This window comes from Arthrobacter sp. 05T45 (assembly GCF_056395875.1).
In genome coordinates, this window is record NZ_JBFTKI010000008.1 from 105,448 (window position 1) to 128,167 (window position 22,720).

The window sequence follows — 22,720 nt, forward strand, 5'->3', positions numbered from 1 at the left end:
GGCCGTGGGAAGATTGAACGCGTGGCTCATATTGACGTATCCGGCATCGACTACTTCCTCTCCGACGGCACCCAGCTGCTCAACGGGGTGACCTTCAAGGTCCCGGACGGCACCAAGACAGCGCTGATCGGGCCCAACGGGACCGGCAAGACCACGCTGTTCCGGATCATTTCCGGCGATCTCGTCCCGGACGAAGGCGTGATCGGCCGGTCCGGCAACATGGGCATCATGCGCCAGTTCGTGGGCCAGGTCCGGGACGAGTCCACGGTCCGCGACCTGCTGGTCTCCGCCGCCCCGCCTGCCCTGGCCGCCGCCGCGCGGGCCGTCGACGAGGCAGAGCTCGCCATGCTGGAGCACGACGACGAGCCCACCCAAATGGCCTATGCCCAGGCGATCGTGGACTGGGGGGATGCCGGCGGCTACGACGTCGAAACCGTCTGGGACGAGGTCTGCATGGCCGCCCTCGGACTGCCCTTCGACCGGGCACAGCACCGCCCGGCGTCGAGCCTGTCCGGCGGCGAGCAGAAGCGGCTGGTCCTCGAGGCCCTCTTCGCCGGCCCCGACGAACTGCTGCTCCTCGACGAGCCGGACAACTACCTCGATGTTCCGGGCAAGCGCTGGCTCGAGGCCAAACTGAATGATTCGAAGAAGACCGTGTTCTTCATCAGCCACGACCGCGAACTGCTCAACAACGCCGCCGGCCGCATCGTCACCCTGGAACCGGGCATCAACGGCGCCGGCGCCTGGATCCACGGCGGCGGCTTCGGGTCCTACGTGGACGCCCGGGCCGACCGGAACGCGCGCTTCGAGGAACTGCGCAAGCGCTGGGACGAGGAGCACGTCAAGCTCAAGGAACTCGTCAACATGTACAAGAACAAGGCCGCGTTCCGCTCCGACATGGCCAACCGCTATCACGCGGCGCAGACCCGGCTCGCGAAGTTCCTCGAAGCCGGCCCGCCCGAGGCCCTTCCCATCGAACAGAACGTGCAGATGCGGCTCAAGGGCGGGCGCACCGCCAAGCGCGCCGTCGTGGCCGACAAGCTGGAACTGACCGGCTTGATGAAGCCGTTCTCCACCGAAATCTGGTTCGGCGACCGGGTGGGCGTCCTGGGTTCCAACGGTTCGGGCAAGAGCCACTTCCTGCGCCTGCTCGCCACCGGCGGCACGGATCCCGAGCGGGAGCACCTGCCGGTGTCCGACGTCGAGATCGCCGAGGTGCCGCACGAGGGCACCGTGAAACTCGGCGCCCGGATCCGGCCCGGATTCTTCGCCCAGACCCACGTCCGGCCCGACCTGCTGGGTAAGACCCTGCTCGAAATCCTGCACCGGGGCGACGAGCACCGCTCGGGCATGGGCCGCGAAGCCGCCGCCGGGGCCCTCGACGGCTACGGGCTGGCGGCGCAGTCCGAGCAGAAGTACGAATCCCTCTCCGGCGGCCAGCAGGCGAGGTTCCAGATCCTGCTGCTGCAACTCTCCGGGGCCACGCTGCTGCTGCTCGACGAGCCCACGGACAACCTGGACCTGCACTCGGCCGAGGCCCTGGAACGGGCGATCGACCACTTCGAGGGCACCGTCCTGGCCGTCACCCACGACCGCTGGTTCGCCCGAACCTTCGACCGCTTCCTGGTTTTCGGCTCCGACGGCAGGGTCTACGAGTCCGCCGAACCGGTCTGGGACGAAAAGCGCGTCGAGCGCGCCCGCTAGAGCCATCGCGGGGTCCACTAAGCAACGCGGGGTCAGATACCGCCCATTCCGGGGCGGTTATGGGCGCTAAGTGACCCCGCGTTGCTATTTGAAACGCGCAACAAATGATTAAATGATCACCAACCGCTAGCATTTGAGCATGAACACTGATGAGCGGCACCGCCTGATCGGCGGACTGCTGCGCGACCGGGAGCACGTGACGGTGGACGATCTGACGGCCGCCTGCGGCGCCTCCGGCGCCACCATCCGCCGTGACCTCGACATCCTGGCCCTGCACGGCGTGTTGCGGAGGGTCCACGGCGGAGCCAAGAGCCTCGTTTTCGGCGGCGAAAACCCGCACTACGGGCAACGCGAACTCGAGGACCACACCGCCAAGATGCGGATCGCCGCCGGGGTGGCGGCCATGCTCGCGGACCGTGGACACGTCTGGCTGGACAGCGGCACCACCGCCACGGAGATCGCCCGCCAGTTGCGCCAGCGTGAGATGACGATCATGCCGATGTCGCTGCGGGCCGTCACCGCGCTGTCCGCGGACGACGGTCCGGCCGGGCGCCGCCCCGAACTCCTGATGCCCGGCGGCAGCCTCGTCCCCGGCGAACTTTCCTTCCGGGGGCCGATGACGGAATCCAACATCCGCTCGCTGCGCTTCGACACCGCCGTCGTCACGCCCTGCGCCCTGAACCTCAAGGACGGGCTGTTGGCCCACGACCTCGACGACGCCGCAGTCAAACGCGCCGGCCTCGAATCCGCCGCCCGGGTGATCGTCGCCTGTGCCGCCGCCAAATGGAACGCCACCGCCGTCGCCCTCGTCGCATCTCTGGACGCCGTGGATGCCATCGTGACCGACCGGCAGCTCAGCCCTGAAGAACTTGACCAACTCGCCCAGCACTCGGTGGAAGCAGTGATCGTATGACCAGTACCGCAACCGTCCCGCAACTCAAGGCTGCCACCGGGGCGACTTTCCTTGTCTTCGGGATCAACGGATTAGTTTTCGCCAGCTGGGCAGCCCGCATCCCGGCCGTGACGGAGATCCTGCAGATCACCGCGGGCCAGATGGGAACCCTGCTGCTGTGCGTCGCGGTCGGTTCGCTGATCGCCCTGCCGACGGCCGGGTTCGTCGTCGGCCGGATCGGCACCGCCAACACCGTCCGCAGCGCCGGACTCGTGGCCGCGGCGGCCGGTGTCGGCGTCGCGCTCTCCCTGATGGCGGCCTCCATCCCTGGGACTGCCATTGCCCTGTTCTTCTTCGGGATAGGCGTCGGGTTGTGGGATGTTTCGCAGAACATTGAAGGTGCCGACGTCGAACACCGGCTCGGGCGCACCATCATGCCGCAGTTCCACGCGGCCTTCAGCGGCGGCGCGTTCGTCGGTGCCCTGATCGGCGCCGGATTATCCACCCTGGGGGTCGGGCTCCCGGAGCACCTGCTGGTCATAGCCGCCGTCGTCGCCGTCCTGACCACGGTGGCCCCCCGGTATTTCCTGCCCCATCTGCCTGCCGAGGCACCCGCCGCGGGGGACGCGGACCGGGGCAACGCAGGTTCGGCCTGGCGGGACGGGCGCACGCTGCTGATCGGTGTCGTCGTCCTCGGCGCCACCCTGACCGAAGGCGCCGGCAACGACTGGATTGCCAAGGCCGCGGTTGACGGCCTGGGCGCCGAACAGTCCACGGGGGCGCTGCTGTTCGCCGCGTTCGTCCTGGCCATGACCGCCATGCGCTTCTTCGGTGGCCGTGCGATCGACGTCTACGGCCGCGTTGCCGTGCTGCGGGCCAGCATGGCGGCGGCGACCGCGGGCCTCTGCCTCTTCGTGTTCGCCGGCACCATCTGGCTGGCCGCCGCCGGCGCCGTGCTCTGGGGCGTGGGGGCGGCCCTCGCGTTCCCGATCGGAATGTCCGCCGCCGCGGACGACCCCAAGAAGGCGGCCGCCCGGGTGTCCGTGGTGTCCACACTGGGCTACATTGCCTTCCTCGCCGGGCCGCCCCTGCTCGGCTACCTGGGCGATGTCACCGGTGTCAGGACCGCCCTGCTGGCGATCGGGATTCCGATTGTGGTGGCGCTGGTCCTCGCCGGAGCCGCGAAGCCGCTGCCCGCGAGGTAGCAGTATGGTGGTCCAATGCGAACCATGCTGAGGAAGGCCCCCGGCCGCCTGTCGAAATTCGATCGCAAACTGGTGCGCGCCGTCTCCAATCTGCCGGGAGGAGGCCATGACGACTTCTTCCGCCGTCTGTCCGCCGCCGCCAACAAGGGCAAACTTTGGTTCGGCGTTGCCGGAGCCATGGCCCTGGTGCCCGGCAAGACGCGCCGGGCAGCGGTGCACGGACTCATCGCGCAAGGCGCCGCCTCGGCGGTCACCAACGTCGTGTTCAAGACCCTCCTGCCCCGGGCCCGCCCCCTGCCCGAACACCTTCCGGTCTTCCGCTTCGTGAACCCGCAACCGACGAGTTCGTCGATGCCGTCGGGACACTCCGCCTCCGCGGTGGCTTTCGCACTCGGGGTGGGCATGGTCCGCCCGGCCCTCGGTGCGGCGCTGGCCCCCGTCGCGGCCGGAGTGGCCTACTCCCGGGTCCACACCGGGGCCCACTGGCCCTCGGATGTGCTGTTCGGGTCCGCGATCGGCGCCGGCGCGGCCATGGTGACGCGGAAGTGGTGGCCCGTCCGTCCGCCGTTCCCGGAAACCAGCCGCGGCGCCGCCCCGGCCGCGGAACTACCGGACGGCCAGGGGCTCGGCATCGCGGTCAACACCCTCGGCGGGTCCTATGCTGACGAGACTGTCGACGCCCTGCAAAAAGTATTCCCTAAGGCGTATATAAAGGAAATCGGGCCCGGTGAGTCCGTCGACGCGGGCATCGCCCAGGTCGCGACCCGACCGGGCATTGCGGCCCTGGGCGTCTGGGGCGGCGACGGAACCGTGGGCGCCGCGGCGGCCGCCGCCGTCGAACGTTCCCTTCCGCTGCTGGTGCTCCCCGGCGGAACGCTGAACCATTTCGCCCGCGACGCCGGAACCCCCACCCTGGCGGACGCCGTGCAGGCGGCGTCGCGCGGCGAGGCCGCCGTGGCCGACGTCGGCCACGTGAGTGTCGAGCGCGGGCTCCCCGACAGCCCGGAGCAGCTCGAGCTGATCATGCTCAACACGGCCAGCATCGGCCTCTACCCGAACCTGGTCCGCCGGCGGGAGCAGCTCCAGCCGGCACTGGGCAAACCCCTGGCCGGAGTGGTGGCCATGTTCCGGACCTTCGCGGCCGGCACCCCCACCACGCTGATCGTCAACGGGGTCCGGCACCGGCTCTGGATCCTGTACATCGGCCGCGGCCGCTATTACCCCCGCGACCACGCGCCGCTGGTGCGCCCGGTACTCGCCGACGGTGTCCTGGACCTGCGGATGATCACTGCCGATGAGCCGTTCGCCCGGTTGCGCCTGCTCTGGGCCGTGCTCACGGGCACCGTGGCCACGTCCGGGATCACCCATCTGAGCGAAACGGACCGGATCACGGTGGAACCCGGGAACGGGCCCATGGTCCTCGCCGTCGACGGAGAGGTCATGCCCGGGGTGCGGCGGGTGGAATTCACGGTCCGCCCCGGCGCGCTGACCTACTACTCGCCCCTCGGCTGAACCCCGTCATCCAAACCCGTCATCCAACCCCTGTCATCCTCCCGGACTACCCTGATTAGCCCCTGAATCATCCCTGAGACCGGCGAAATACGCAGCTTGCCTCGGTAGCGTGGTGTGCAGACGGGCCCGTGACTGCGGTGCCCCGGATCATCTCCCGCTACGCAAAGGAACGCTTCCATGATCGAAGCACGAGGCCTGACCAAGGTTTACGGCGACAAGACCGCCGTCGCCGGCGTCAACTTCACCGTCGAAGCCGGCCGGGTCACCGGCTTCCTGGGTCCGAACGGGGCCGGAAAATCCACCACCATGCGCATGATCATGGGGCTGGACCGGCCGACGTCGGGCTCGGTGACCGTCAACGGGTCCCCGCTGACCAGGCACGCCGCCCCGCTGCGCGACGTCGGCGCGCTGCTCGATGCCAAGGCAGTCCACACGAGCCGCTCCGCCTACAACCACCTTCTGGCCATGGCGGCGACCCACAGCATCCCGAAGAAACGGGTCCACGAAGTCATTGAGATGACCGGGCTGGCCGAGGTGGCCAGGAAGAAGGTCGGCGGCTTCTCGCTCGGCATGGGCCAGCGGCTGGGCATCGCCGCCGCCCTTCTGGGCGACCCGCAGACCGTCATCCTGGACGAGCCCGTCAACGGCCTTGACCCGGAGGGCGTGGTGTGGGTCCGCAACCTGGTGAAGTACCTGGCCTCCGAGGGCCGCACGGTCTTCCTTTCCAGCCACCTCATGAGCGAGATGGCAGTCACGGCGGACCACCTGATCGTGATCGGCCGCGGGAGGATCATTGCGGACGCCCCGATCCAGGAGATCATCACAGGCAAGGGCCAGGGCCGGACGCGGGTCCGCACCGACCAGCCGGACCGGCTCATGCAGCTGCTGGCCGGGACCGGGGTCTCGGTGGAGGTCCAAGAGCGCGAACTCCTCGAAGTCACAGGCCTGGACCCGCGCCAGATCGCCACTGCGGCGCTGGAGAACCACGTCATGATCTACGAACTCACCCCGCTGCAGGCCAGCCTCGAGGAGGCCTACATGGAACTGACCAAGGATGAGGTCGAATACCACTCGCTGATCACCACGGGCGCCGTTCCCGTCGAAGCCGGAGGCAACTAAGCCATGAGCTCCACAACCGTTGAATCCACGCCCTCGCGCCGCGGCGCCGACTCACAGCGGTCCGGAAACGGCAGCAGTTCCGGCCCCGGCCCCAGCTTCCTGCGGGTCCTCAACTCCGAATTCATCAAGTTCCGCACCCTGCTCTCCACGCTGATCCTGCTCGGCTCAACAGTGGTGGTCATGGTGGGGTTCGGGGCGCTTTCGGCCTGGGGGACGGGCCAGTTCTCCGAGGCCGCGGCCCGGGACCCGGAGGTCGGGGCCAGGCTCGCGGCCCAGGGCGGCGACATCGCCGTCAGCGTTCCCACCTCCGGCATCGCGTTCGCCCAGCTGATCCTGGGCTCCCTCGGCGTGCTGCTGATGAGCTCCGAGTTCACCACGGGCATGGCCCGGTCCACGTTCGCGGCGGTGCCTAAACGCATCCCCGCCTTCGCGGCCAAGCTCGTGGTGGTGGTGGTGACCTCCTTCGTCGTCACCGCCGCATCCACCCTGGCCGCCGGATTCGTATCCGTGCCGATCCTGGACAACTACGGCCTGGGCCTGGACCTGGGCAGCCCGCAGTCGGTCAAGCTGCTCCTTGTCAACAGCATTTACGTGGCGGCGGTCGCGGCCATCGGCATGGCGCTGGGCACGCTGATCCGCAACTCGGCGGGCGGCATCATGAGCCTGGTGGGACTGTTCTTCGTGGCACCCATCGCGTTCCAGCTCATTCCGGGCGACTTCTTCGTGGAGGCCCGCAAATACCTGCCCGGCAACACCGTGGATCCGCTGACCGCGGTGGAGCACATCCCGGACACCCTCGAAGCCTGGCAGGCGGCCCTGGTGCTGGGCGCGTGGGTTGTCATCCCGGTGCTCCTGGCCGCCGTCCTGCTCAAGAGGCGGGACGTCTAGGCCGGCGCCACGGGCAGCGTCCAAGCCCTTCAGCATTTAGGCTCAGAGCATGATCGATGCGGTACCTGTCAGGGACGCGCCGGCCGGACCGGCCGACGCGTCCCTTGCTGAACTCACGGCCCGCCGCCGCGGCCGGCTCCGGCGCTACCTGCTGGCCAATCCGCGGGTCATGGACGTCCTGGTGGTGCTCTGCTACCTGGTCCTGGTCACGCCCACGGCGGTCGAATCGGTCATCCACGGCGACTGGCCGGTGGCCGTGTTGCTCGCCGCGGCCGCGCCGGTCCTGCTCTTCCGGCGGGCGTATCCGGTGCGGGTGGCGGCTGTTGTGGGGGCCCTGGAACTGGCGGTCACCTTCCTGCATCCCTGGGGGTCCAATGTCTCCGCCGGGCTCTGGTTTTCGCTGTACGCCGTCGCCGTCGTCCGCACCCGGCGGTTCGCCCTAGCCGCCCTGGCCCTGACCACCGCCCCGCTGCTGCTCCTGTACTTCCTGCTGGCCGTCGGCCCGCTGGACGGCCGGCTCCCGGACATGGCCGTCCGCACACCGGAGAATTTCCAGCTGCTGACGGGCATCGCGGCGGGCATCGGCATCGCGCTCTCGAATGTGATCGCCACGGGGATCGGGATCTCGGTGCGGCAGCGGCGCGAGCACGAGCACGAGATCGCGGCCTGGGCCGCCCGGGCCCAGCAGCTGGGCTCGGTCACGGAACGGAACCGGATCGCGCGCGAAATGCACGACGTCGTGGCGCACTCGCTGACGGTCATGATCAGCCTGTCGGACGGCGCCGCCGTCGTGGTCAAGAAGGATCCGGAGCGCGCCGCCGGCGTCCTGGCCGAACTCTCCCGGACCGGGCGCACCGCGCTGGCCGACATGCGGCGCGTCCTTGGCGTGCTGCGCGAGGACGCCCCCACCGGACATGCCCCGCGCGAGCCGCTGGTGGCCGGGGGCAGCCTGGCCAAACTGCTCGAGGGCTTCCGCACCGCGGGACTGCCCCTGCACTACACGCACACCGGCCCGTCCCTGCCCGACGATGCGGCGTTCCAGCTGACCGTCTACAGAATTGTGCAGGAGTCGCTGACCAACGTGCTGCGTTACGGCCGCGCCCTCAGCCGGGTGGAGGTCAGCATTGTCCGGAACGGCTCCCGCGTCACCATTGAAGTGCTCGACGACGGCAGGGGCACCGTTGACCCGGGCGCTCCCGGGACCGGCGCGCAGGCGAAGCCTGACGCACTGGACTCCTTCGGCACCGGGCATGGAATCGCCGGGATGCGGGAGCGGGCCAGGATCTACGCTGGCACCGTGTACGCCGGGCGCGCCGGTGACCGCGGCTGGCGCGTGCACGCGGAACTGAACTGCAACGGCGAGAATGCCACGGAATCAAGGGGAAACAATGTCCGACAACACGCCGGTACGCGTCCTGCTGGTGGATGACCAGCCGCTGCTTAGGATGGGCTTCCGCCTCATCCTGGAGGGTGAAGACGATTTGCGCATCGTGGGCGAGGCATCCAACGGCGCCGAAGCGGTCCGCCACGTCCGGGAGCTCGCGCCCGACGTCGTCCTGATGGATGTACGGATGCCGGTGCTGGACGGGATCGAGGCCACCCGGGCGATCGCCGCCTCGGGCTCCGACGCCAAAATCATCATCCTGACCACCTTTGACCTCGATGAATACGCCTTTGCAGCACTGCGGGCAGGGGCCTCTGCGTTCCTGCTCAAGGACGTGGCGCCGGCAGAACTGGTCAGCGCGGTCCGGGTGGTGGCCAGTGGCGACGCCGTGGTGGCACCCCGTGTTACGCAGCGGCTGTTGGAGACCTATGTCCGCGGTGCAGGCGGCCCGGATCCTGCAGGGACAGGCGGCGCCGGCGGCCAGCACGCCGGGGCGGACGAGGGCGGCCAGCAGGCCGGCAGCCCCGCACGCCCGGCGCGGGACCCGTTGCTGGAGGACCTGACACCCCGCGAAAACGAGATGCTCGGGGCGATGGCGGAGGGACTCTCCAACGCCGAAATCGCGCACCGGTACTTCCTGTCCGAGGCCACCGTCAAGACGCATGTGCGCCGGATCCTGACCAAGCTCCACCTCCGCGACCGCGTCCAGGCCGTGGTGTACGCATATGAGACCGGCCTCGTGGTGCCCAGCAACGCGGACTACTGACGGCCGCCGCCCTGCCGCCGCAAGGCAGGTTACCGGCAGGTAGTACCTGAAGCAGTGGTTTCAGGCACATTGCCGAATTGCCCGTGAGGCAACTTTGGTTGACCCTATGGCCCTCGCGTTGGGTGATGGCCCGGTCTGACCGGCCGTCATTTGTGGGACTGCACAAGACGGACGGTCCGCCGCGCGGTCTAGTGTGAAACGACATTGTGGTCCGCCGCACAGCATGGATTCGATTCCGTGCCGGCATCGAGCGGGCCTGAACCCCCCACGAAGGACGGCGCTTCCATGCCCGCTGACCAGCAGCTTTCAAAATCCCTGAAACCCAGGCATCTGTCCATGATTGCCATCGCCGGAGTGATCGGCGCCGGACTGTTTGTCGGTTCGGGTGCGGCGATCCAGCAGGCCGGCCCCGGCATCCTGGTTGCGTACGCCGCGGCGGGACTCGTCGTCATCCTCGTCATGCGGATGCTGGGCGAGATGGCCGCGGCCAACCCGGAAACCGGCTCATTTTCCACCTACGCGGACAAGGCCCTGGGCCGCTGGGCCGGGTTCAGCATCGGCTGGCTCTACGCATGGTTCTGGATCATTGTCCTCGGCATCGAGGCAACGGCTGGGGCAGCGATCATGCACCGCTGGGTCCCCGGCATTGACCAGTGGGTGTGGGCGCTTGCCCTGATGGTGCTGCTGACGCTGACCAACCTCGGGTCCGTTAAGTCGTTCGGCGAGTTCGAGTTCTGGTTCGCTTCCATCAAGGTCGCGGCAATCGTGCTCTTCCTGCTCTTCGGCGTCGCCGCGATCCTGGGCCTCATCCCCGGCGTTCCGGCGCCCGGCCTGGACAACCTGATCGGCAACGGCGGGTTCATGCCCAACGGCCCCGGCGCCGTCCTGGCCGGCATCCTCGTGGTGGTGTTCTCGTTCTTCGGCGCGGAAATTGCCACCATTGCCGCCGGCGAATCCGAGAACCCGGTCGATGCCGTCAAGAAGGCCGTGAAGTCCACTGTCTGGCGCATCCTCGTGTTCTACATCGGCTCCATCGCCATTGTGGTCACCCTGCTGCCCTGGAACTCCGCTTCCGTCGCCAAGAGCCCCTACGTCGCGGTCATTGAGCTGTTCGGCATCCCCGGCGCCGGAACCATCATGGACATTGTGGTGCTGACCTCGGTGCTCTCCTGCCTGAACTCCGGGCTCTACACCGCCAGCCGCATGCTGTTCTCGCTGTCCCGCCGCGGCGACGCCCCCAAGTCGTGGATGCGGATTTCCAAGCGCGGCGTGCCCGCCGCCGCGGTACTGGCCTCCACCGTGGTCGGCTTCGTCACCGTCGGACTGAACTACGTCGCCCCGGACACGGTCTTCCTGTTCCTGGTCAACACCTCCGGCGCCATCGCGCTGTTCGTGTGGCTCGTCATCGCGACCTCCCAGCTGATCCTGCGCCGCCGCATGGGCGCCGCCGCCAAGGACCTTCAGCTGAAAATGTGGCTCTTCCCGTACCTGACCTGGGTGTCGATCGTGAGCATCGTGGCCCTGCTGATCGGCATGGTGATCCTGGAAACCACGCGGGAATCGCTGCTGCTCTCGCTGGCTCTCGCCGCCGCCGTCGTGGGGATCGGGGTCATCCGCTACCGCAGGAACGGTGCCAAGGCCGCTGTTCCCGCAACAGGGGCCGGCGAGGCTCCTGCCGGGGACGCCACCCCGGTTGACGCCGAGCCTGGCGCTGAAGACGCCACAGTGGGCGCCCGCCCGGTGTCGTAGCCCCGGAAGGCCCCCGCGGCCGTCCCGCTCCACCGGACATGCCCTCCCCCTGCGCCCACCACTGGACATAGCGCCATCATGTCCACTGCCCGGCGCGAGGGGAGGGCATATCCATGCGTGCCGGGGGGACATGCCCAGTCCCCGGGCCGAGGGGAGGGCATGTCCATGCGTGCCGGGGCACAGCCGCGTCACAGGAAGGGACTAGCCAGCCCATAGCGCTGCCGGGTTCGATGGGGTCATGACAAAAATGCCGCAGCCCCCGCACGAGCCGCACCCCAACCACGACCGCGGCCTGGAATTCGATCTCTCCACCCTCGTCAGCCGCCGATCGCTGGGCATGTTCCTCGGCGCGGGAACGGCCGCAGCCCTTGCGGCCTGCAGCCCGGGCGGCACCAGCGGCACCAGCGGCAGTTCGACGTCGGCCGCGGGGACCTCGGCCGCAACAGCCCCGGCGCCCTCGGCCGCGTCGGCGTCGGCCACTCCGACGCTCACCCGGGCGATCGCCGAGTGCGGGGTCGAAATCCCGCAGGAAACCGCCGGCCCCTACCCCGGTGACGGTTCCAACGGGCCCAACGTCCTCGAGGCATCCGGCGTGGTTCGTCAGGACATCACATCCAGCTTCGGGACCTCCACCAGCACAGCCGAGGGCGTACCGCTGACCGTCACGCTGACCCTTCTCGACAACGCCAACGGCTGCACCCCACTGGCCGGTGCCGCGGTGTACGCCTGGCACTGTGACCGCGAGGGCAAATACTCCATGTACGATTCGGGGCTTCAGAACGAGAACTACCTCCGCGGCGTCCAGGAGGCCGACGCCAACGGCCAGGTCACGTTCAAGACCATCTACCCCGGCGCCTACAACGGCCGCTGGCCGCACATCCACTTCGAAGTGTTCGAGTCCATGAACAATGCGACGGCGGCCGGCCAGGTCCTGGCGGTGTCACAGATCGCGCTGACCGAGGCCGCGTGCAAGGAGGTCTACGCGTCGGCCGGGTACGAATCCAGCGCGCAGAACTTCCCCCGCACCACGCTGAAGTCCGACAACGTGTTCGGCAACGACGGCGGCATCTACCAGCTGGCCACCATCACCGGCTCGGTGGCCGCGGGCTACGCCGCCGGTCTCAACGTCACCGTCTAGGCGCGGCGTCGCCCGGCACCGCGGCCCCCGGGGCCCGTGCGTGCCGGGCTAGACTCGGAGCCATGCCCACACCGAGCACTGCCGCAGAGCACATCCAGGACCTCGGCGCGTACGTCAGCGCGTCGCCGTCGAGCTTCCACGCCGTCCACGAGGCCGCGCGCCGGCTGGACGCGGCGGGCTTCACCGGCCTGGACGAACTGCAGCCCTGGCCGGAGCCCGCGGCCGCCGCCGGCAAGTTCTACGTGATCCGCGACGGCGCCCTCATCGCCTGGGTGGTGCCGGCAGGCGCCGGACCGACCACGGGTTTCAACATTCTCGGCGCGCACACGGACTCGCCCTCCTTCAAACTCAAGCCGAAGCCCACTACCGGCAAGTTCGGCTGGCTGCAGGCCGGCGTCGAGGTCTACGGCGGACCCCTCCTGAACTCCTGGCTGGACCGCGAACTCCAGCTCGCCGGCCGGCTCGTCATGCGCGACGGCACGCAGCACCTCACGGCCACCGGTCCGCTGCTGCGCTTCCCGCAGCTCGCCATCCACCTGGACCGGGCCGTCAATGAGGGCCTGGCCCTGGACAAGCAGCAGCACATGAATCCGGTCTTTGGCCTGGGCGATCCCGCCGGCGAGGACCTGCTCGGACTCCTCGCGGACCGCGTTGCCAATGCCGAGGTGGATCCGGCGCAGATCGGCGGGTACGACGTCGTCATCGCAGACACCCAGGCGCCGGCGGTGTTCGGCGCCAGGGGCGAATTCTTCGCCTCCGGCCGGCTCGACAACCTCTCCGCGACGCACGCCGGGCTCACGGCGCTGATCGCGCACGCCGCCACACCCGTGCCGGACGGTGCGCCGATTGCCGTGCTGGCCGCCTTCGACCACGAGGAAATCGGCTCGGCGTCCCGGTCCGGGGCGTGCGGGCCCATCCTCGAAGACGTCCTCGTGCGGATCTCGGACGGACTCGGCGCCTCTGCAAGCCAGCGGCGGCAGGCCTTCGCGGCGTCGTTCTGCGTCTCCGCGGACGCCGGCCACGCCGTGCACCCGAACTATCCCGAGCGGCACGATCCCGCCAACCGGCCGGTCCTCAACGGTGGTCCGCTGCTGAAGATCAATGCCAACCAGCGCTATGCCACCGACGCCGCCGGCGCCGCCCTCTGGGCCCGGCTGTGCACCGACGCCGGTATTCCGTACCAGGAATTCGTCTCCAACAACGTGATGCCGTGCGGGTCGACGATCGGCCCGCTGACCGCCACCCGGCTGGGAATCCGGACGGTCGACGTCGGGGTCGCCCTGCTGTCGATGCATTCGGCGCGCGAGCTCTGCGGCGTCGAGGACCCGCACCGGCTGGCCGCGGTGACCCGGACGTTCTTCCGGACGGCGGCCTGACGCCTGGCGCCCTACGCGGCGACGCCGACTACGAGGTTGATGGTGGTTGCCAGAATGATGGTCCCAAAGAGGTAGGAGAGCAGGCTGTGCTTGAGGGCCTCGGCCCGGATGCCATGGTTCTGCAGCGCGGTGTCCGATACCTGGTACGTCATGCCCAGACTTGTGGCTAAGTAGGCGAAATCGGTGTACTGCGGCGGCCGGCTCTGGTTGAAGTCGATGCCGCCCACCCGGTAGCCAGCCCTCGTGCCCGTGCCGTAGTACAGCTCCGCGTACCGCAGTGTGAACAGCGTCTGGACCAGGGTCCAGGACAGCGCCACCGAGACTACCGCGAGCAGCCCGCCGGCAATCCTGGAGAGGGTGTCAGTGTTGTTGTGCGAATCCACGATGACCGCTCCCGCCGCCGCCAGGCTGGCGGCGTTGGCGGCCAGGATAAGCAGGTCTGTCGTGCTCCGGGCCGGGTCTTCCGTTGTGGCGTGCAACCGGGTGTCCGCGGGGTCGAGGCGGCCGATAACCAGCCAGACCCAGACGACGTAGGTCAAGGCGGCGGCGCACCAGCCAATCGTGGGAGCCTGCACCCAGTGCCCTGACATTCCGGCCGCCCCGGCGGCGAGTAGCCCCAACAGCACCATGGCGGCGAAGCGGAGACGGCTGCGGCGGAGCGGTGGCGGCACGGCTGACGAGGGGTTGGTGTGCATTTTCAGATCATGGCACAGCCGATGCGCCCCCCGACTGAACGCTGGCCGTGTGGCGGTTATCCACATGGCCGCCGACGCTCTTCCCGGCCACGCCGCGGGGCCGTACGGTGGAGGCACGGAATCGCGGATTCCGGCCCGCATGCACTAAGCTATTGAAGTCTGTGCTGCGCCCTGCCTCCGTTCCGGCGGCCGGGCATGCATGACACCGCAAATGAACCTCCTGTTACGGAAATGCCGTAACCGCTTAGCCCAAAGGAGGTGGGTTCACATATGCGTCCTTACGAATTGATGGTAATCATCGACCCCGAGGTCGAAGAGCGTGCCGTTGAGCCGTCGCTTCAGAAGTTCCTGAACGTCATCACCAACGATGGTGGAACCATCGAAAAGGTTGACATCTGGGGCCGTCGTCGCCTGGCTTACGAAATCCAGAAGAAGTCCGAAGGTATCTACGCCGTGGTGAACTTCACCGCTGAGCCGGCTACCGCCAAGGAACTTGACCGCCAGCTGAGTCTCAACGAGACCATCATGCGCACCAAGATCACCCGCCCCGAAGAGCAGAAAGTTGTTGCTGAGTAATTCAGCGGCCAACCTTCAATCTTCATCCCCGCAGGAACGCACAAGGAGGCAGTAGATGGCAGGCGAAACCACTATCACGGTTATCGGTAACCTCACCAATGACCCCGAACTCAGGTTCACACCGTCCGGTTCGGCCGTAGCGAATTTCACCATCGCTTCTACTCCCCGCACCTTCGACCGGCAGTCCAATGAGTGGAAGGACGGGGAAACCCTGTTCCTCCGCGCTTCGGTCTGGCGCGAAGCAGCCGAAAACGTCGCCGAGTCCCTGACCAAGGGCATGCGCGTTATCGTCTCCGGCCGCTTGAAGAGCCGTTCCTACGAAACAAAAGAAGGCGAGAAGCGCACTGTTATCGAGCTTGAGGTCGATGAAATCGGCCCGAGCCTGCGCTACGCCAACGCCAAGGTCAACCGCACCCAGCGCTCCGGCGGTCAGGGTGGTCAGGGTGGCTTCGGCGGCGGCAACAGCGGCGGTGGATTCGGTGGCGGCCAGGGTGCAAACCAGGGCGGCAACACCGGTGGGACATGGGGCGGCAACCAGCCCGCCGCGCAGGAAGACCCGTGGGCCACGCCCGGGGTCAGCAATGCGGGCGGCGGCTGGGGCAACGGCCCGGATTCCGAACCTCCCTTCTAAACAACATCTAAGGTCCGGCAACGAAAACCGACTGGCCGCCGCAAGGCGGTCTGGTGCAGACTGCGCCGGATCACCACCATCCCGTGGATCAATATCCACGGGCTCCATCGAATAGGAGCTCCACGATGGCTAAGGCTGAACTCCGTAAGCCCAAACCAAAGTCCAACCCCTTGAAGGCCGCTGACATCACTGTCATCGACTACAAGGACGTAGCATTGCTGCGCAAGTTCATCTCCGACCGCGGAAAGATCCGCGCCCGTCGCGTCACTGGCGTCACGGTGCAGGAACAGCGCAAGATCGCCCAGGCAATCAAGAACGCCCGCGAAGTTGCTCTGCTGCCTTACTCCGGCGCTGGCCGCGGCTAAGGAAGGGATTAACTAAAATGGCAAAGCTCATTCTGACCCACGAAGTAACCGGTCTCGGTGCTGCTGGCGACGTTGTCGAGGTCAAGGACGGTTACGCACGTAACTACCTGCTGCCCCGCAACTTCGCCCTGACCTGGTCCAAGGGTGGCGAGAAGCAGGTTGAGTCCATCAAGGCTGCCCGCGTTGCCCGCGAGCACGCTTCCCTGGAAGACGCTCAGAAGCAGGCTGCTGCACTCTCCGCCAAGCCGGTCAAGCTGGTCGTCAAGGCTGGCGCAACCGGACGCCTGTTCGGCACCGTCAAGCAGGGCGACGTGGCCGACGCTGTTGAGGCCGCAGGCCTGGGCCGCATCGACAAGCGCAAGGTTGAACTGCCGGCACACATCAAGTCGACCGGTTCCTACCAGGCAAACGTCCGTCTGCACGACGACGTTTCCGCTGTGATCGAACTCGACGTAGTCGCAGGCAAGTAGCCCTCACCGGCTGCAGTCCTGAACTGCTGGAAGGCCCCCGCCTCCGGACCTCTCTGAGGACCGAAGGCGGGGGCCTTCTGCTTTAACCCCAACACGAGGTCACTTGCGGTCCATGTTGGACGGCGTCATGGGCCGTAGGTGACCCCGCGTTGCTTTGGCGGGGCGGATCCCCTTAGGCGTGATGCAGCGCCGTGGTGACATGCCGGTAGCCGAGCCGGACCAGTTCGGTGAGCACGGCCTCGTCGACGTCGTCGAGCTTGTTGACGTACAGGCAGCCGGCGCCGAGCTTGTGCCTGCCCAGCCTGCCGAGGAGTTCGGCGGCCTCCGGCCCATATGTCAGGCCGTAGAGCGACAGGCTGGATTTCCTGGGGGAGAAGCCCACCGCCGCGGCATCGCCCTCCCTGCCGCTCGCGTACTTGTAGTGGTAGCGGCCGAAGCCCACAATCGTCGGACCCCACATTTGCGCCGGTTCGCCCGTTATTTCGGACATCAGTGCCAGCAGGCGGAACCCGTCGGCGCGCCGGACCGGATGCTCGACGGCGGCCAGGAACTCCTGAACCGACGCGCCGGTTGCCTGCGTTTTGTTTTCAGCCATGAGGGCAGTCTTGCAGAGCGCGACATTCCTGTCAGGCGGGGAGGGTGGCCGGGAATAAATCCCCTATCCCGCCGCTTCTAAAGGTAGATGCAAACGCATGTAGTCGCGTTGCTGACCAGGATTCAACTTAGGAGCACTCCGTGGAAACCCGCCGTATCACCGTTATCTCCGCCGGACTCGGCGTCCCCTCCTCAAGCCGCCTGCTCGCGGACCAGCTGGCGGCCTCGGCCGAACGGCAGCTTGCCGCGGCCGGCTACGCCGTGGACATCGAGGTCCTGGAGTTGCGGGACCTCGCCGTGGACATCGCCAACAACTTTGTAACCGGGTATGCGGCTCCGCGGCTCGCGGAAGTGATTGCCGGCGTCGAGGCCTCTGATGGCCTGATCGCCGTCAGCCCCGTGTTCAGCGCGTCCTATAGCGGGCTTTTCAAGTCCTTCATCGACGTGCTCGATCCCAAGGCGCTCGAAGGCAAGGCCGTGCTGATCGGGGCCACCGCCGGCACGGACCGGCACCAGATGGTGCTGGACTTCGCGATGCGGCCGCTGTTCACCTACCTGCGCACCCGGATCGCCGCCACCGCGGTTTTCGCCGGGCCGCAGGACTGGGGAAACAACGACGACGGCGGCTCGCCACTGTCGGTGCGCGTGGACCGGGCGGCGGGGGAGTTTGTCGCCCTGCTGCAGGACTCAGGGCCGCAGCAGAAGCCGGTCGCGCTGGAGTCCCTGCCGTTTGAGCAGCTGCTGGCCGGGATCGCTGCCCAGCGGTAGGTCTGCCCGCGCAGGGCTCCCGGGCCTGCAGCGCCGTCCGAACCTTTTCGGCCGCCCGCTCGTTGTCCGGGACATGAAGTGTCCCGTGGATTCTATTGACCTGATCATGAGTGAACGCAGCGGCGTGGAGATTGACTATTGCCCCCAATGCCGCGGGGTGTGGCTGGACCGGGGAGAGCTGGACAAGATCATTGACCGTACGGCGGAGTCGTTGGGCCCGGCAGCCGGCGTCCCCGCCGCACCACTGCCGCCGGCAGCGATGCCACCTGCGGCGTTCCCACCTGCTGAGTTTTCACCTGCGGTTGCTGGCCACATTCCGCCGCCGCTGTACAACCCCGACCCGCGCCGGGACGACCGGCGTCCGGATGACCGCCGCTATGACGAGCGCCGGTACGATGACCGCCGCGACCGTCCGCGTCCCGACCAGTCCAGGTATGAGCAGCCGCGTTACGATGACCGCCGCCGTCCGAAGAAGAAGGAAGGCTGGCTGGGGGACTTGTTCGACTTCTAGCCCTGCCGGTCCCCGGCCGTGCCGGTGGCCCGGAGCCGGCGTGGGCCCCGCGGGGCTCAGTCGCCGAGCAGTGCGATGAATTCCCGGGCCTGTTTCATGGAAATATCCGAGTGGCGGGTCAGGGCGGTCGCTGCGGCCTCGGTGTCGCCGCTCTTGGCCAGGGTGCGGATCCTCCCGTAGATCTCATCATTGAGCATGTTGCTGCTCACCTCGCGGGTGACATCGCCCTTGCTGGCGATCGCGCGGTAGCGGTACGAGAACCGCTGGGGCACGTCGTCGTCGTCCGGAACGGCCGCCGGCGCCGGCTCAGGGGCGCGGAAGGGCTGGGGGTGGGCTGCCAGCGCCGCGACGGCGTCGCGGGACGCCCGGAGGCCCTCGCCTGTGGCCTCGAGGTAGACCTTGATGGCGGTCATGGCCTGCCCCTGCGCGATCAGCGCGTAGAGCTGCCGGTGCTGGTCCTCGGTGAGCCTGGCGGCCGCCGTCCGGGCCAGCCCCGCGGAGTTGGGGTCCGGCTGCGGCGCTGGTGCCGGCATGGTGCGTTCGCCGCGGCGGCTCCACGCCCGTATCGCCAGCAGTACGGCGGCGGCCACGAGCACCAGGATCAGTACGGGAATGAGCAGGGAGTCCATGTGCTAGAGCCGATCTACGTAATTCTTTGCGGTCTTCAGGTCCGAGCGCGTCGATTGCCGCAGCAGCCGGACGGCCTTCGTCTTGTGGCCGTCGTGGGCCAGCGACTGGAGCTGCAAGAGGAGCTGTGGGCTCAGGTGTCCAATGGCGGACAACGCATCCTGGTGGCCGGAGCTGTCCCGGCCCAAAAGGGCGGAGCGGGCGTGGTCGGCCTGCTGCGATTGCTGCTGGGAGTTCTGGCTGGGGCGCGTGGTAGCTTCAATCCGGGCGCGGGAGGCCTCGGCAGCCCGGACCTGTGCCGCGTAGTGGGCCTGGGACTTGAGCGCCAGTTCCTGCTGGTAACGCTCGGCCTCTGAGATGCCGTGGTTCCGCGGCTTCAACGCCGTGACCGCCGCCCAGAGCACCGCCGCGAGGATGAGGGCAGGCAACATGACTATCAGTACATCGCCCATGATTAGAGCTTATGCCAGATTGCGGTTATCCACAGCATGTTCCGCACCTCGCGTACAGTGCGCCGCTGCTGGCGTCAATTCGGCTCGGCGGGAATGAATCCGGTCACAAAATGTGCGTATCGGGCGGCAAATGTGGCCTCCTGTGCCGCATCGTATCCCCAGCTCCAAGGTGCAGGCTGTGGATGAAGCTTGGCGGAAATTGTTTTGTGTCCACAAGATGAATGCAACATTTCCGCAGGTCAAGCACTGATTACAGGCTTAACTTTTTTTCTATCCACAGCTCTACCCACAGACTGTGCACAAGCATCAGGCACTAGTGCACAGGTTATCCACAGGGCAGCGGAGCGGCCGGGTTGGTGCCTGCCCCGGCGGCGGATAACGTAGCAGGATATCGGGCGTGGGAAGCGGAAAAACCTGCGGTCGCCGGATGGTGCCCACCAGGACACCGGCTCCGGGATCCGGTGCCCTGCGGCCGCACCAGCACTGTGGATAACGGCGGTTGCTGCTCCGGCGCGAACTGTCGGAGCTGACTGGTAAGAATAGAGCGGCCGGCATGTGCCGGGTTTTGCCGCCCGCATCACAGCAGTTCGGCAACACAGCAGTTCGCAATCACAGTAGTTCGGCAACACAGCAGGTACGCATCACAGCTCCGCAATGACAGCAGTTCGGCATCACGGCCGTTGAGCACCGCAGCGGCTGGGCGTTGACCCGCCGGGATACGGTGCTTGGCCTTGAGGCACTGGGTACGACGGCATTGGGCATAAGGCGCAGTGCTTACGCGCCGCGGCGAACGGACATCCGCCACGGCACACAATGAAGGACGGCAGTTTTGTCAGTTACGCATCTGGACTCAGTCGAGGGTACGCGGGGAGCCGAGGGCAGCCGCAAGCCTCCGCAGGACATCCCCGCGGAGCAGTCAGTCCTGGGCGGCATGATGCTGTCCAAGGACGCCATCGCCGACGTCGTCGAGATCCTGCGTGGCCAGGACTTCTACCGTCCGGCGCACGAAACCATCTACGAGGCCATCATCGACCTCTATGGCCGCGGCGAGCCCGCGGACGCCGTGACCGTCTCGGACGAGCTGACCAAGCGCGGCGAAATCAACAGGATCGGCGGACCCGCCTACCTGCACGAACTCATCCAGACCGTCCCCACGGCGGCCAACGCCGGTTACTACGCTGAAATCGTGGGCGAACGCGCGGTGCTGCGCCGCCTCGTCAACGCCGGCACCAAGATCGTCCAGCTCGGCTACGGACAGGACGGCGAGGTCGAAGACCTGGTCAACCAGGCCCAGGCCGAGGTCTACGCCGTCGCCGAACGCCGGACCGCCGAGGACTATGTGGTCCTCAAGGACGTCATGGAATCCACCGTGGACGAGATCGAGGCCTCCGGCCACCGCGGCGAGGGCATGGTGGGTGTCCCCACCGGCTTCTACGAGCTCGATGAACTCACCCACGGCCTGCATCCCGGCCAGATGATCGTCATCGCCGCCCGCCCGGCCGTCGGCAAGTCCACGTTCGCGCTGGACTTCGCCCGCTCGGCCGCCATCAAGAACAACCTTGCGACCGTCATGTTTTCCCTCGAAATGGGCCGCAACGAGATCGCCATGCGCCTGCTGTCCGCCGAGGCCACGATCGGTCTCCAGGACCTCCGCAAGGGCACCATCAAGGACGAGCAGTGGTCCAAGATTGCCACCACCATGGGCCGGATGAACGATGCGCCGCTGTTCATCGATGACAGCCCCAACATGTCGCTGATGGAGATCCGGGCCAAGTGCCGGCGCCTGAAGCAGCAGCATGACCTCAAGCTGGTGATCCTGGACTACCTGCAGCTCATGAGCTCGGGCAAGAAAGTGGAATCCCGCCAGCAGGAAGTCTCCGAGTTCTCCCGTGCCCTGAAGCTCCTGGCCAAGGAACTCCAGGTGCCGGTGATCGCGCTGTCGCAGCTGAACCGTGGCTCCGAGCAGCGCCAGGACAAGCGCCCCATGGTCTCGGACCTGCGCGAATCCGGCTCCATCGAGCAGGATGCCGACATGGTGATCCTGCTGCACCGCGAAGACGTCTATGACAAGGAGTCCCCGCGCGCGGGCGAGGCGGACATCCTGATCGCCAAGCACCGTAACGGCCCCACAAAAGACATTGTGGTGGCTTTCCAGGGCCACTACTCGCGGTTTGCCAACATGGCCGCCGACGCCGGCGGTGGCGGCGGCTTCTAGCCCCGCCCGGCTAGTGGTCGCGGGCCGCGAGCAGGTGGTTGGGCAGCCGGTTCCCCGGGGCCCGGCCGCGGATTTCCAGCAGTTCGCGGGCGTGGGAGTGCAGCCGGATATCCTCCGCTGACACCGGCACCCACTGCGGAATCGGGACCGAGGTGCCGGTCTCGTCGCGGGCGACCATGACCGTCAGGCAGTATGTGGTCAGGTTCAGCTCGCGCCCCTTGGGGTCTCCGGAGCGGACGTGGACGGCGATGTGCATGCCCTTGGTGCCGGTGTAGACCAGACGGGCCTCCACCTCTACGACGTGGCCGATCAGCAGCGGCCGGTAGAACCGCACGCCGCCGGAGAATACGGCCACGGTGTCCTTGCCGCAGTAGCGGGAGGCGCAGACGTAGGCAGCCTCGTCGATCCACTTCATGACGATGCCGCCGTGCACCTTGCCGCCCCAGTTCACGTCCGTGGGCGCGGCCATGAACCGCAGCACCACGCTCTCGGCCGTGCCGGCGTCGGTATATTCCTGTCCGCTCATGGCCTCCACGATGTCCTCGCGGACCTTGATCCGGGCCAGCGCGTGGTCCCGCTGTTCGATTTCGTCCGGCGTCTCAGGGACGAACTGCGGCACCGGTATGGGCTTGCCGTCCGCGCCCACGGCCACGAAGATCACGATGCACTGGCTCCGCATGGTGGCGGGGCCGCCCTTCGGATCGCCCGAGGACACCACGGTCCGGATGTGCATCGAGGACCGCCCGGTGTACACGATCGTGGCCTCGACCTCCACCATGTCGCCACTGTTGACCGGGTCCGCGAAGTGGATGTTCCCCACGTAGGCCGTCACGCAGTAGGACTTTGCCCAGCCGACGGCGGCGGCATAGGCCGCCTTGTCCACCCACTCGAGCACGGTGCCGGCGTCGACCGAGCCGCTGTGGCCGACATCGGTGGGGGCCGCCAGGAAGCGCAGGGTCACGGAATTGGGCGCGTTCTCGCTCATATTGTGAGTTTACTGATTGGCCCGGCGGGCGCGGCCGGCCGGCGACACAATCGCTCTCCTGCAGGCCACAACCACGCCATAACCCGGAGACACACGAC

23 protein-coding genes are annotated in these 22,720 nt (G+C 67.5%); 18 read left to right on the top strand and 5 right to left on the bottom strand.

The window, feature by feature from the left end:
- The first annotated feature begins 21 nt into the window (after positions 1-21).
- From AC1DGD_RS10725 to AC1DGD_RS10775, 11 genes are all read left to right on the top strand, one after another.
- Positions 22-1,704 (top strand): ABC-F family ATP-binding cassette domain-containing protein, encoded by a 1,683-nt coding sequence (locus tag AC1DGD_RS10725; protein WP_476856770.1) that lies wholly within the window; start codon positions 22-24, stop codon positions 1,702-1,704.
- 139 nt (positions 1,705-1,843) lie between these two features.
- On the top strand, positions 1,844-2,617 hold the full coding sequence (locus AC1DGD_RS10730; RefSeq protein WP_476856771.1) for a DeoR/GlpR family DNA-binding transcription regulator: 774 nt from the start codon (positions 1,844-1,846) through the stop codon (positions 2,615-2,617).
- Positions 2,614-3,801: an MFS transporter gene (locus AC1DGD_RS10735; RefSeq protein WP_476856772.1), complete on the top strand. Its 1,188-nt coding sequence runs from the start codon at positions 2,614-2,616 to the stop codon at positions 3,799-3,801. The genes AC1DGD_RS10730 and AC1DGD_RS10735 overlap by 4 nt, the downstream gene beginning before the upstream one ends.
- A 15-nt stretch (positions 3,802-3,816) precedes the next feature.
- The gene (locus AC1DGD_RS10740; protein WP_476856773.1) at positions 3,817-5,313 is read left to right on the top strand and encodes a phosphatase PAP2 family protein; all 1,497 of its coding nucleotides are present in this window, start codon (positions 3,817-3,819) and stop codon (positions 5,311-5,313) included.
- A gap of 177 nt (positions 5,314-5,490) precedes the next feature.
- Complete coding sequence (locus AC1DGD_RS10745; protein WP_476856774.1) at positions 5,491-6,432, top strand: ABC transporter ATP-binding protein; 942 nt, start codon at positions 5,491-5,493, stop codon at positions 6,430-6,432.
- A 3-nt stretch (positions 6,433-6,435) separates the two neighbouring features.
- Positions 6,436-7,320, top strand: coding sequence for an ABC transporter permease (locus AC1DGD_RS10750; protein WP_476856775.1), 885 nt, complete (start codon positions 6,436-6,438; stop codon positions 7,318-7,320).
- 49 nt (positions 7,321-7,369) lie between these two features.
- Positions 7,370-8,749, top strand: coding sequence for a sensor histidine kinase (locus AC1DGD_RS10755; protein WP_476856776.1), 1,380 nt, complete (start codon positions 7,370-7,372; stop codon positions 8,747-8,749).
- Entirely contained in the window at positions 8,709-9,470 is a 762-nt protein-coding gene (locus AC1DGD_RS10760; protein WP_476856777.1) for a response regulator, read from the top strand. Before AC1DGD_RS10755 ends, AC1DGD_RS10760 begins: the two co-directional genes overlap by 41 nt.
- Before the next feature lie 285 nt (positions 9,471-9,755).
- A complete protein-coding gene (locus AC1DGD_RS10765) occupies positions 9,756-11,219 on the top strand; it encodes an amino acid permease (protein ID WP_223914895.1) in 1,464 nt (487 codons plus the stop codon).
- Between the two features lie 247 nt (positions 11,220-11,466).
- The gene (locus tag AC1DGD_RS10770) at positions 11,467-12,357 is read left to right on the top strand and encodes an intradiol ring-cleavage dioxygenase (RefSeq protein WP_476856795.1); all 891 of its coding nucleotides are present in this window, start codon (positions 11,467-11,469) and stop codon (positions 12,355-12,357) included.
- A 62-nt stretch (positions 12,358-12,419) separates the two neighbouring features.
- A complete protein-coding gene (locus AC1DGD_RS10775; RefSeq protein WP_476856778.1) occupies positions 12,420-13,733 on the top strand; it encodes a M18 family aminopeptidase in 1,314 nt (437 codons plus the stop codon).
- A gap of 11 nt (positions 13,734-13,744) precedes the next feature.
- Here AC1DGD_RS10775 and AC1DGD_RS10780 read toward each other — a convergent pair whose 3' ends face one another.
- The gene (locus AC1DGD_RS10780) at positions 13,745-14,428 is read right to left on the bottom strand and encodes a DUF1345 domain-containing protein (RefSeq protein ID WP_476856779.1); all 684 of its coding nucleotides are present in this window, start codon (positions 14,426-14,428) and stop codon (positions 13,745-13,747) included.
- A gap of 270 nt (positions 14,429-14,698) precedes the next feature.
- Between AC1DGD_RS10780 and rpsF the strand changes: the two genes are divergently transcribed.
- The 4 genes from rpsF to rplI all read left to right on the top strand — a co-directional run bounded on the left by rpsF (position 14,699) and on the right by rplI (position 16,470).
- A complete protein-coding gene (gene rpsF, locus AC1DGD_RS10785) occupies positions 14,699-15,004 on the top strand; it encodes a 30S ribosomal protein S6 (protein WP_026266755.1) in 306 nt (101 codons plus the stop codon).
- A gap of 55 nt (positions 15,005-15,059) precedes the next feature.
- Positions 15,060-15,635, top strand: coding sequence for a single-stranded DNA-binding protein (locus tag AC1DGD_RS10790; protein ID WP_018775330.1), 576 nt, complete (start codon positions 15,060-15,062; stop codon positions 15,633-15,635).
- 125 nt (positions 15,636-15,760) lie between these two features.
- Positions 15,761-16,000 carry a 30S ribosomal protein S18 gene (gene rpsR / locus AC1DGD_RS10795; protein WP_003800144.1) on the top strand — a complete coding sequence of 80 codons (240 nt, stop codon included), beginning with the start codon at positions 15,761-15,763 and terminating at the stop codon, positions 15,998-16,000.
- A gap of 17 nt (positions 16,001-16,017) precedes the next feature.
- Entirely contained in the window at positions 16,018-16,470 is a 453-nt protein-coding gene (gene rplI, locus AC1DGD_RS10800; protein ID WP_018775331.1) for a 50S ribosomal protein L9, read from the top strand.
- 172 nt (positions 16,471-16,642) lie between these two features.
- On the opposite strand, the gene AC1DGD_RS10805 is transcribed toward rplI, so the two are convergent.
- Complete coding sequence (locus AC1DGD_RS10805) at positions 16,643-17,065, bottom strand: DUF1801 domain-containing protein (RefSeq protein ID WP_230009171.1); 423 nt, start codon at positions 17,063-17,065, stop codon at positions 16,643-16,645.
- 140 nt (positions 17,066-17,205) lie between these two features.
- Between AC1DGD_RS10805 and AC1DGD_RS10810 the strand changes: the two genes are divergently transcribed.
- Positions 17,206-17,832, top strand: a complete 627-nt coding sequence (locus tag AC1DGD_RS10810) for an FMN reductase (RefSeq protein WP_476850682.1) — start codon at positions 17,206-17,208, stop codon at positions 17,830-17,832.
- Positions 17,833-17,917: 85 nt separating this feature from the next.
- Positions 17,918-18,343, top strand: coding sequence for a TFIIB-type zinc ribbon-containing protein (locus AC1DGD_RS10815; protein ID WP_476856780.1), 426 nt, complete (start codon positions 17,918-17,920; stop codon positions 18,341-18,343).
- A gap of 56 nt (positions 18,344-18,399) precedes the next feature.
- On the opposite strand, the gene AC1DGD_RS10820 is transcribed toward AC1DGD_RS10815, so the two are convergent.
- Together AC1DGD_RS10820 and AC1DGD_RS10825 are read right to left on the bottom strand one after the other, a co-directional pair.
- A complete protein-coding gene (locus AC1DGD_RS10820) occupies positions 18,400-18,972 on the bottom strand; it encodes a hypothetical protein (protein ID WP_476856781.1) in 573 nt (190 codons plus the stop codon).
- Between the two features lie 3 nt (positions 18,973-18,975).
- Entirely contained in the window at positions 18,976-19,422 is a 447-nt protein-coding gene (locus tag AC1DGD_RS10825) for a hypothetical protein (protein ID WP_476856782.1), read from the bottom strand.
- A gap of 829 nt (positions 19,423-20,251) precedes the next feature.
- Here AC1DGD_RS10825 and dnaB point away from each other — a divergent pair.
- Complete coding sequence (gene dnaB / locus AC1DGD_RS10830) at positions 20,252-21,637, top strand: replicative DNA helicase (protein ID WP_018775337.1); 1,386 nt, start codon at positions 20,252-20,254, stop codon at positions 21,635-21,637.
- A 10-nt stretch (positions 21,638-21,647) separates the two neighbouring features.
- Here dnaB and AC1DGD_RS10835 read toward each other — a convergent pair whose 3' ends face one another.
- The gene (locus tag AC1DGD_RS10835; RefSeq protein ID WP_230007189.1) at positions 21,648-22,622 is read right to left on the bottom strand and encodes an acyl-CoA thioesterase; all 975 of its coding nucleotides are present in this window, start codon (positions 22,620-22,622) and stop codon (positions 21,648-21,650) included.
- Positions 22,623-22,720 lie beyond the last annotated feature (98 nt).

Excerpts from the sequence above, each read along its gene's own strand:
- AC1DGD_RS10740 (WP_476856773.1), top strand. The coding sequence starts at position 3,817 with ATGCGAACCATGCTGAGGAAGGCCCCCGGCCGCCTGTCGAAATTCGAT.
- AC1DGD_RS10735 (WP_476856772.1), top strand. The coding sequence starts at position 2,614 with ATGACCAGTACCGCAACCGTCCCGCAACTCAAGGCTGCCACCGGGGCG.
- AC1DGD_RS10750 (WP_476856775.1), top strand. The coding sequence starts at position 6,436 with ATGAGCTCCACAACCGTTGAATCCACGCCCTCGCGCCGCGGCGCCGAC.
- AC1DGD_RS10775 (WP_476856778.1), top strand. The coding sequence starts at position 12,420 with ATGCCCACACCGAGCACTGCCGCAGAGCACATCCAGGACCTCGGCGCG.
- AC1DGD_RS10770 (WP_476856795.1), top strand. The coding sequence starts at position 11,467 with ATGCCGCAGCCCCCGCACGAGCCGCACCCCAACCACGACCGCGGCCTG.
- AC1DGD_RS10790 (WP_018775330.1), top strand. The coding sequence starts at position 15,060 with ATGGCAGGCGAAACCACTATCACGGTTATCGGTAACCTCACCAATGAC.
- AC1DGD_RS10745 (WP_476856774.1), top strand. The coding sequence starts at position 5,491 with ATGATCGAAGCACGAGGCCTGACCAAGGTTTACGGCGACAAGACCGCC.
- AC1DGD_RS10730 (WP_476856771.1), top strand. The coding sequence starts at position 1,844 with ATGAACACTGATGAGCGGCACCGCCTGATCGGCGGACTGCTGCGCGAC.
- AC1DGD_RS10765 (WP_223914895.1), top strand. The coding sequence starts at position 9,756 with ATGCCCGCTGACCAGCAGCTTTCAAAATCCCTGAAACCCAGGCATCTG.
- AC1DGD_RS10825 (WP_476856782.1), bottom strand. The coding sequence starts at position 19,422 with ATGGGCGATGTACTGATAGTCATGTTGCCTGCCCTCATCCTCGCGGCG.
- AC1DGD_RS10835 (WP_230007189.1), bottom strand. The coding sequence starts at position 22,622 with ATGAGCGAGAACGCGCCCAATTCCGTGACCCTGCGCTTCCTGGCGGCC.
- rplI (WP_018775331.1), top strand. The coding sequence starts at position 16,018 with ATGGCAAAGCTCATTCTGACCCACGAAGTAACCGGTCTCGGTGCTGCT.
- rpsF (WP_026266755.1), top strand. The coding sequence starts at position 14,699 with ATGCGTCCTTACGAATTGATGGTAATCATCGACCCCGAGGTCGAAGAG.
- rpsR (WP_003800144.1), top strand. The coding sequence starts at position 15,761 with ATGGCTAAGGCTGAACTCCGTAAGCCCAAACCAAAGTCCAACCCCTTG.
- AC1DGD_RS10755 (WP_476856776.1), top strand. The coding sequence starts at position 7,370 with ATGATCGATGCGGTACCTGTCAGGGACGCGCCGGCCGGACCGGCCGAC.
- AC1DGD_RS10820 (WP_476856781.1), bottom strand. The coding sequence starts at position 18,972 with ATGGACTCCCTGCTCATTCCCGTACTGATCCTGGTGCTCGTGGCCGCC.
- AC1DGD_RS10760 (WP_476856777.1), top strand. The coding sequence starts at position 8,709 with ATGTCCGACAACACGCCGGTACGCGTCCTGCTGGTGGATGACCAGCCG.
- AC1DGD_RS10780 (WP_476856779.1), bottom strand. The coding sequence starts at position 14,428 with ATGCACACCAACCCCTCGTCAGCCGTGCCGCCACCGCTCCGCCGCAGC.
- AC1DGD_RS10805 (WP_230009171.1), bottom strand. The coding sequence starts at position 17,065 with ATGGCTGAAAACAAAACGCAGGCAACCGGCGCGTCGGTTCAGGAGTTC.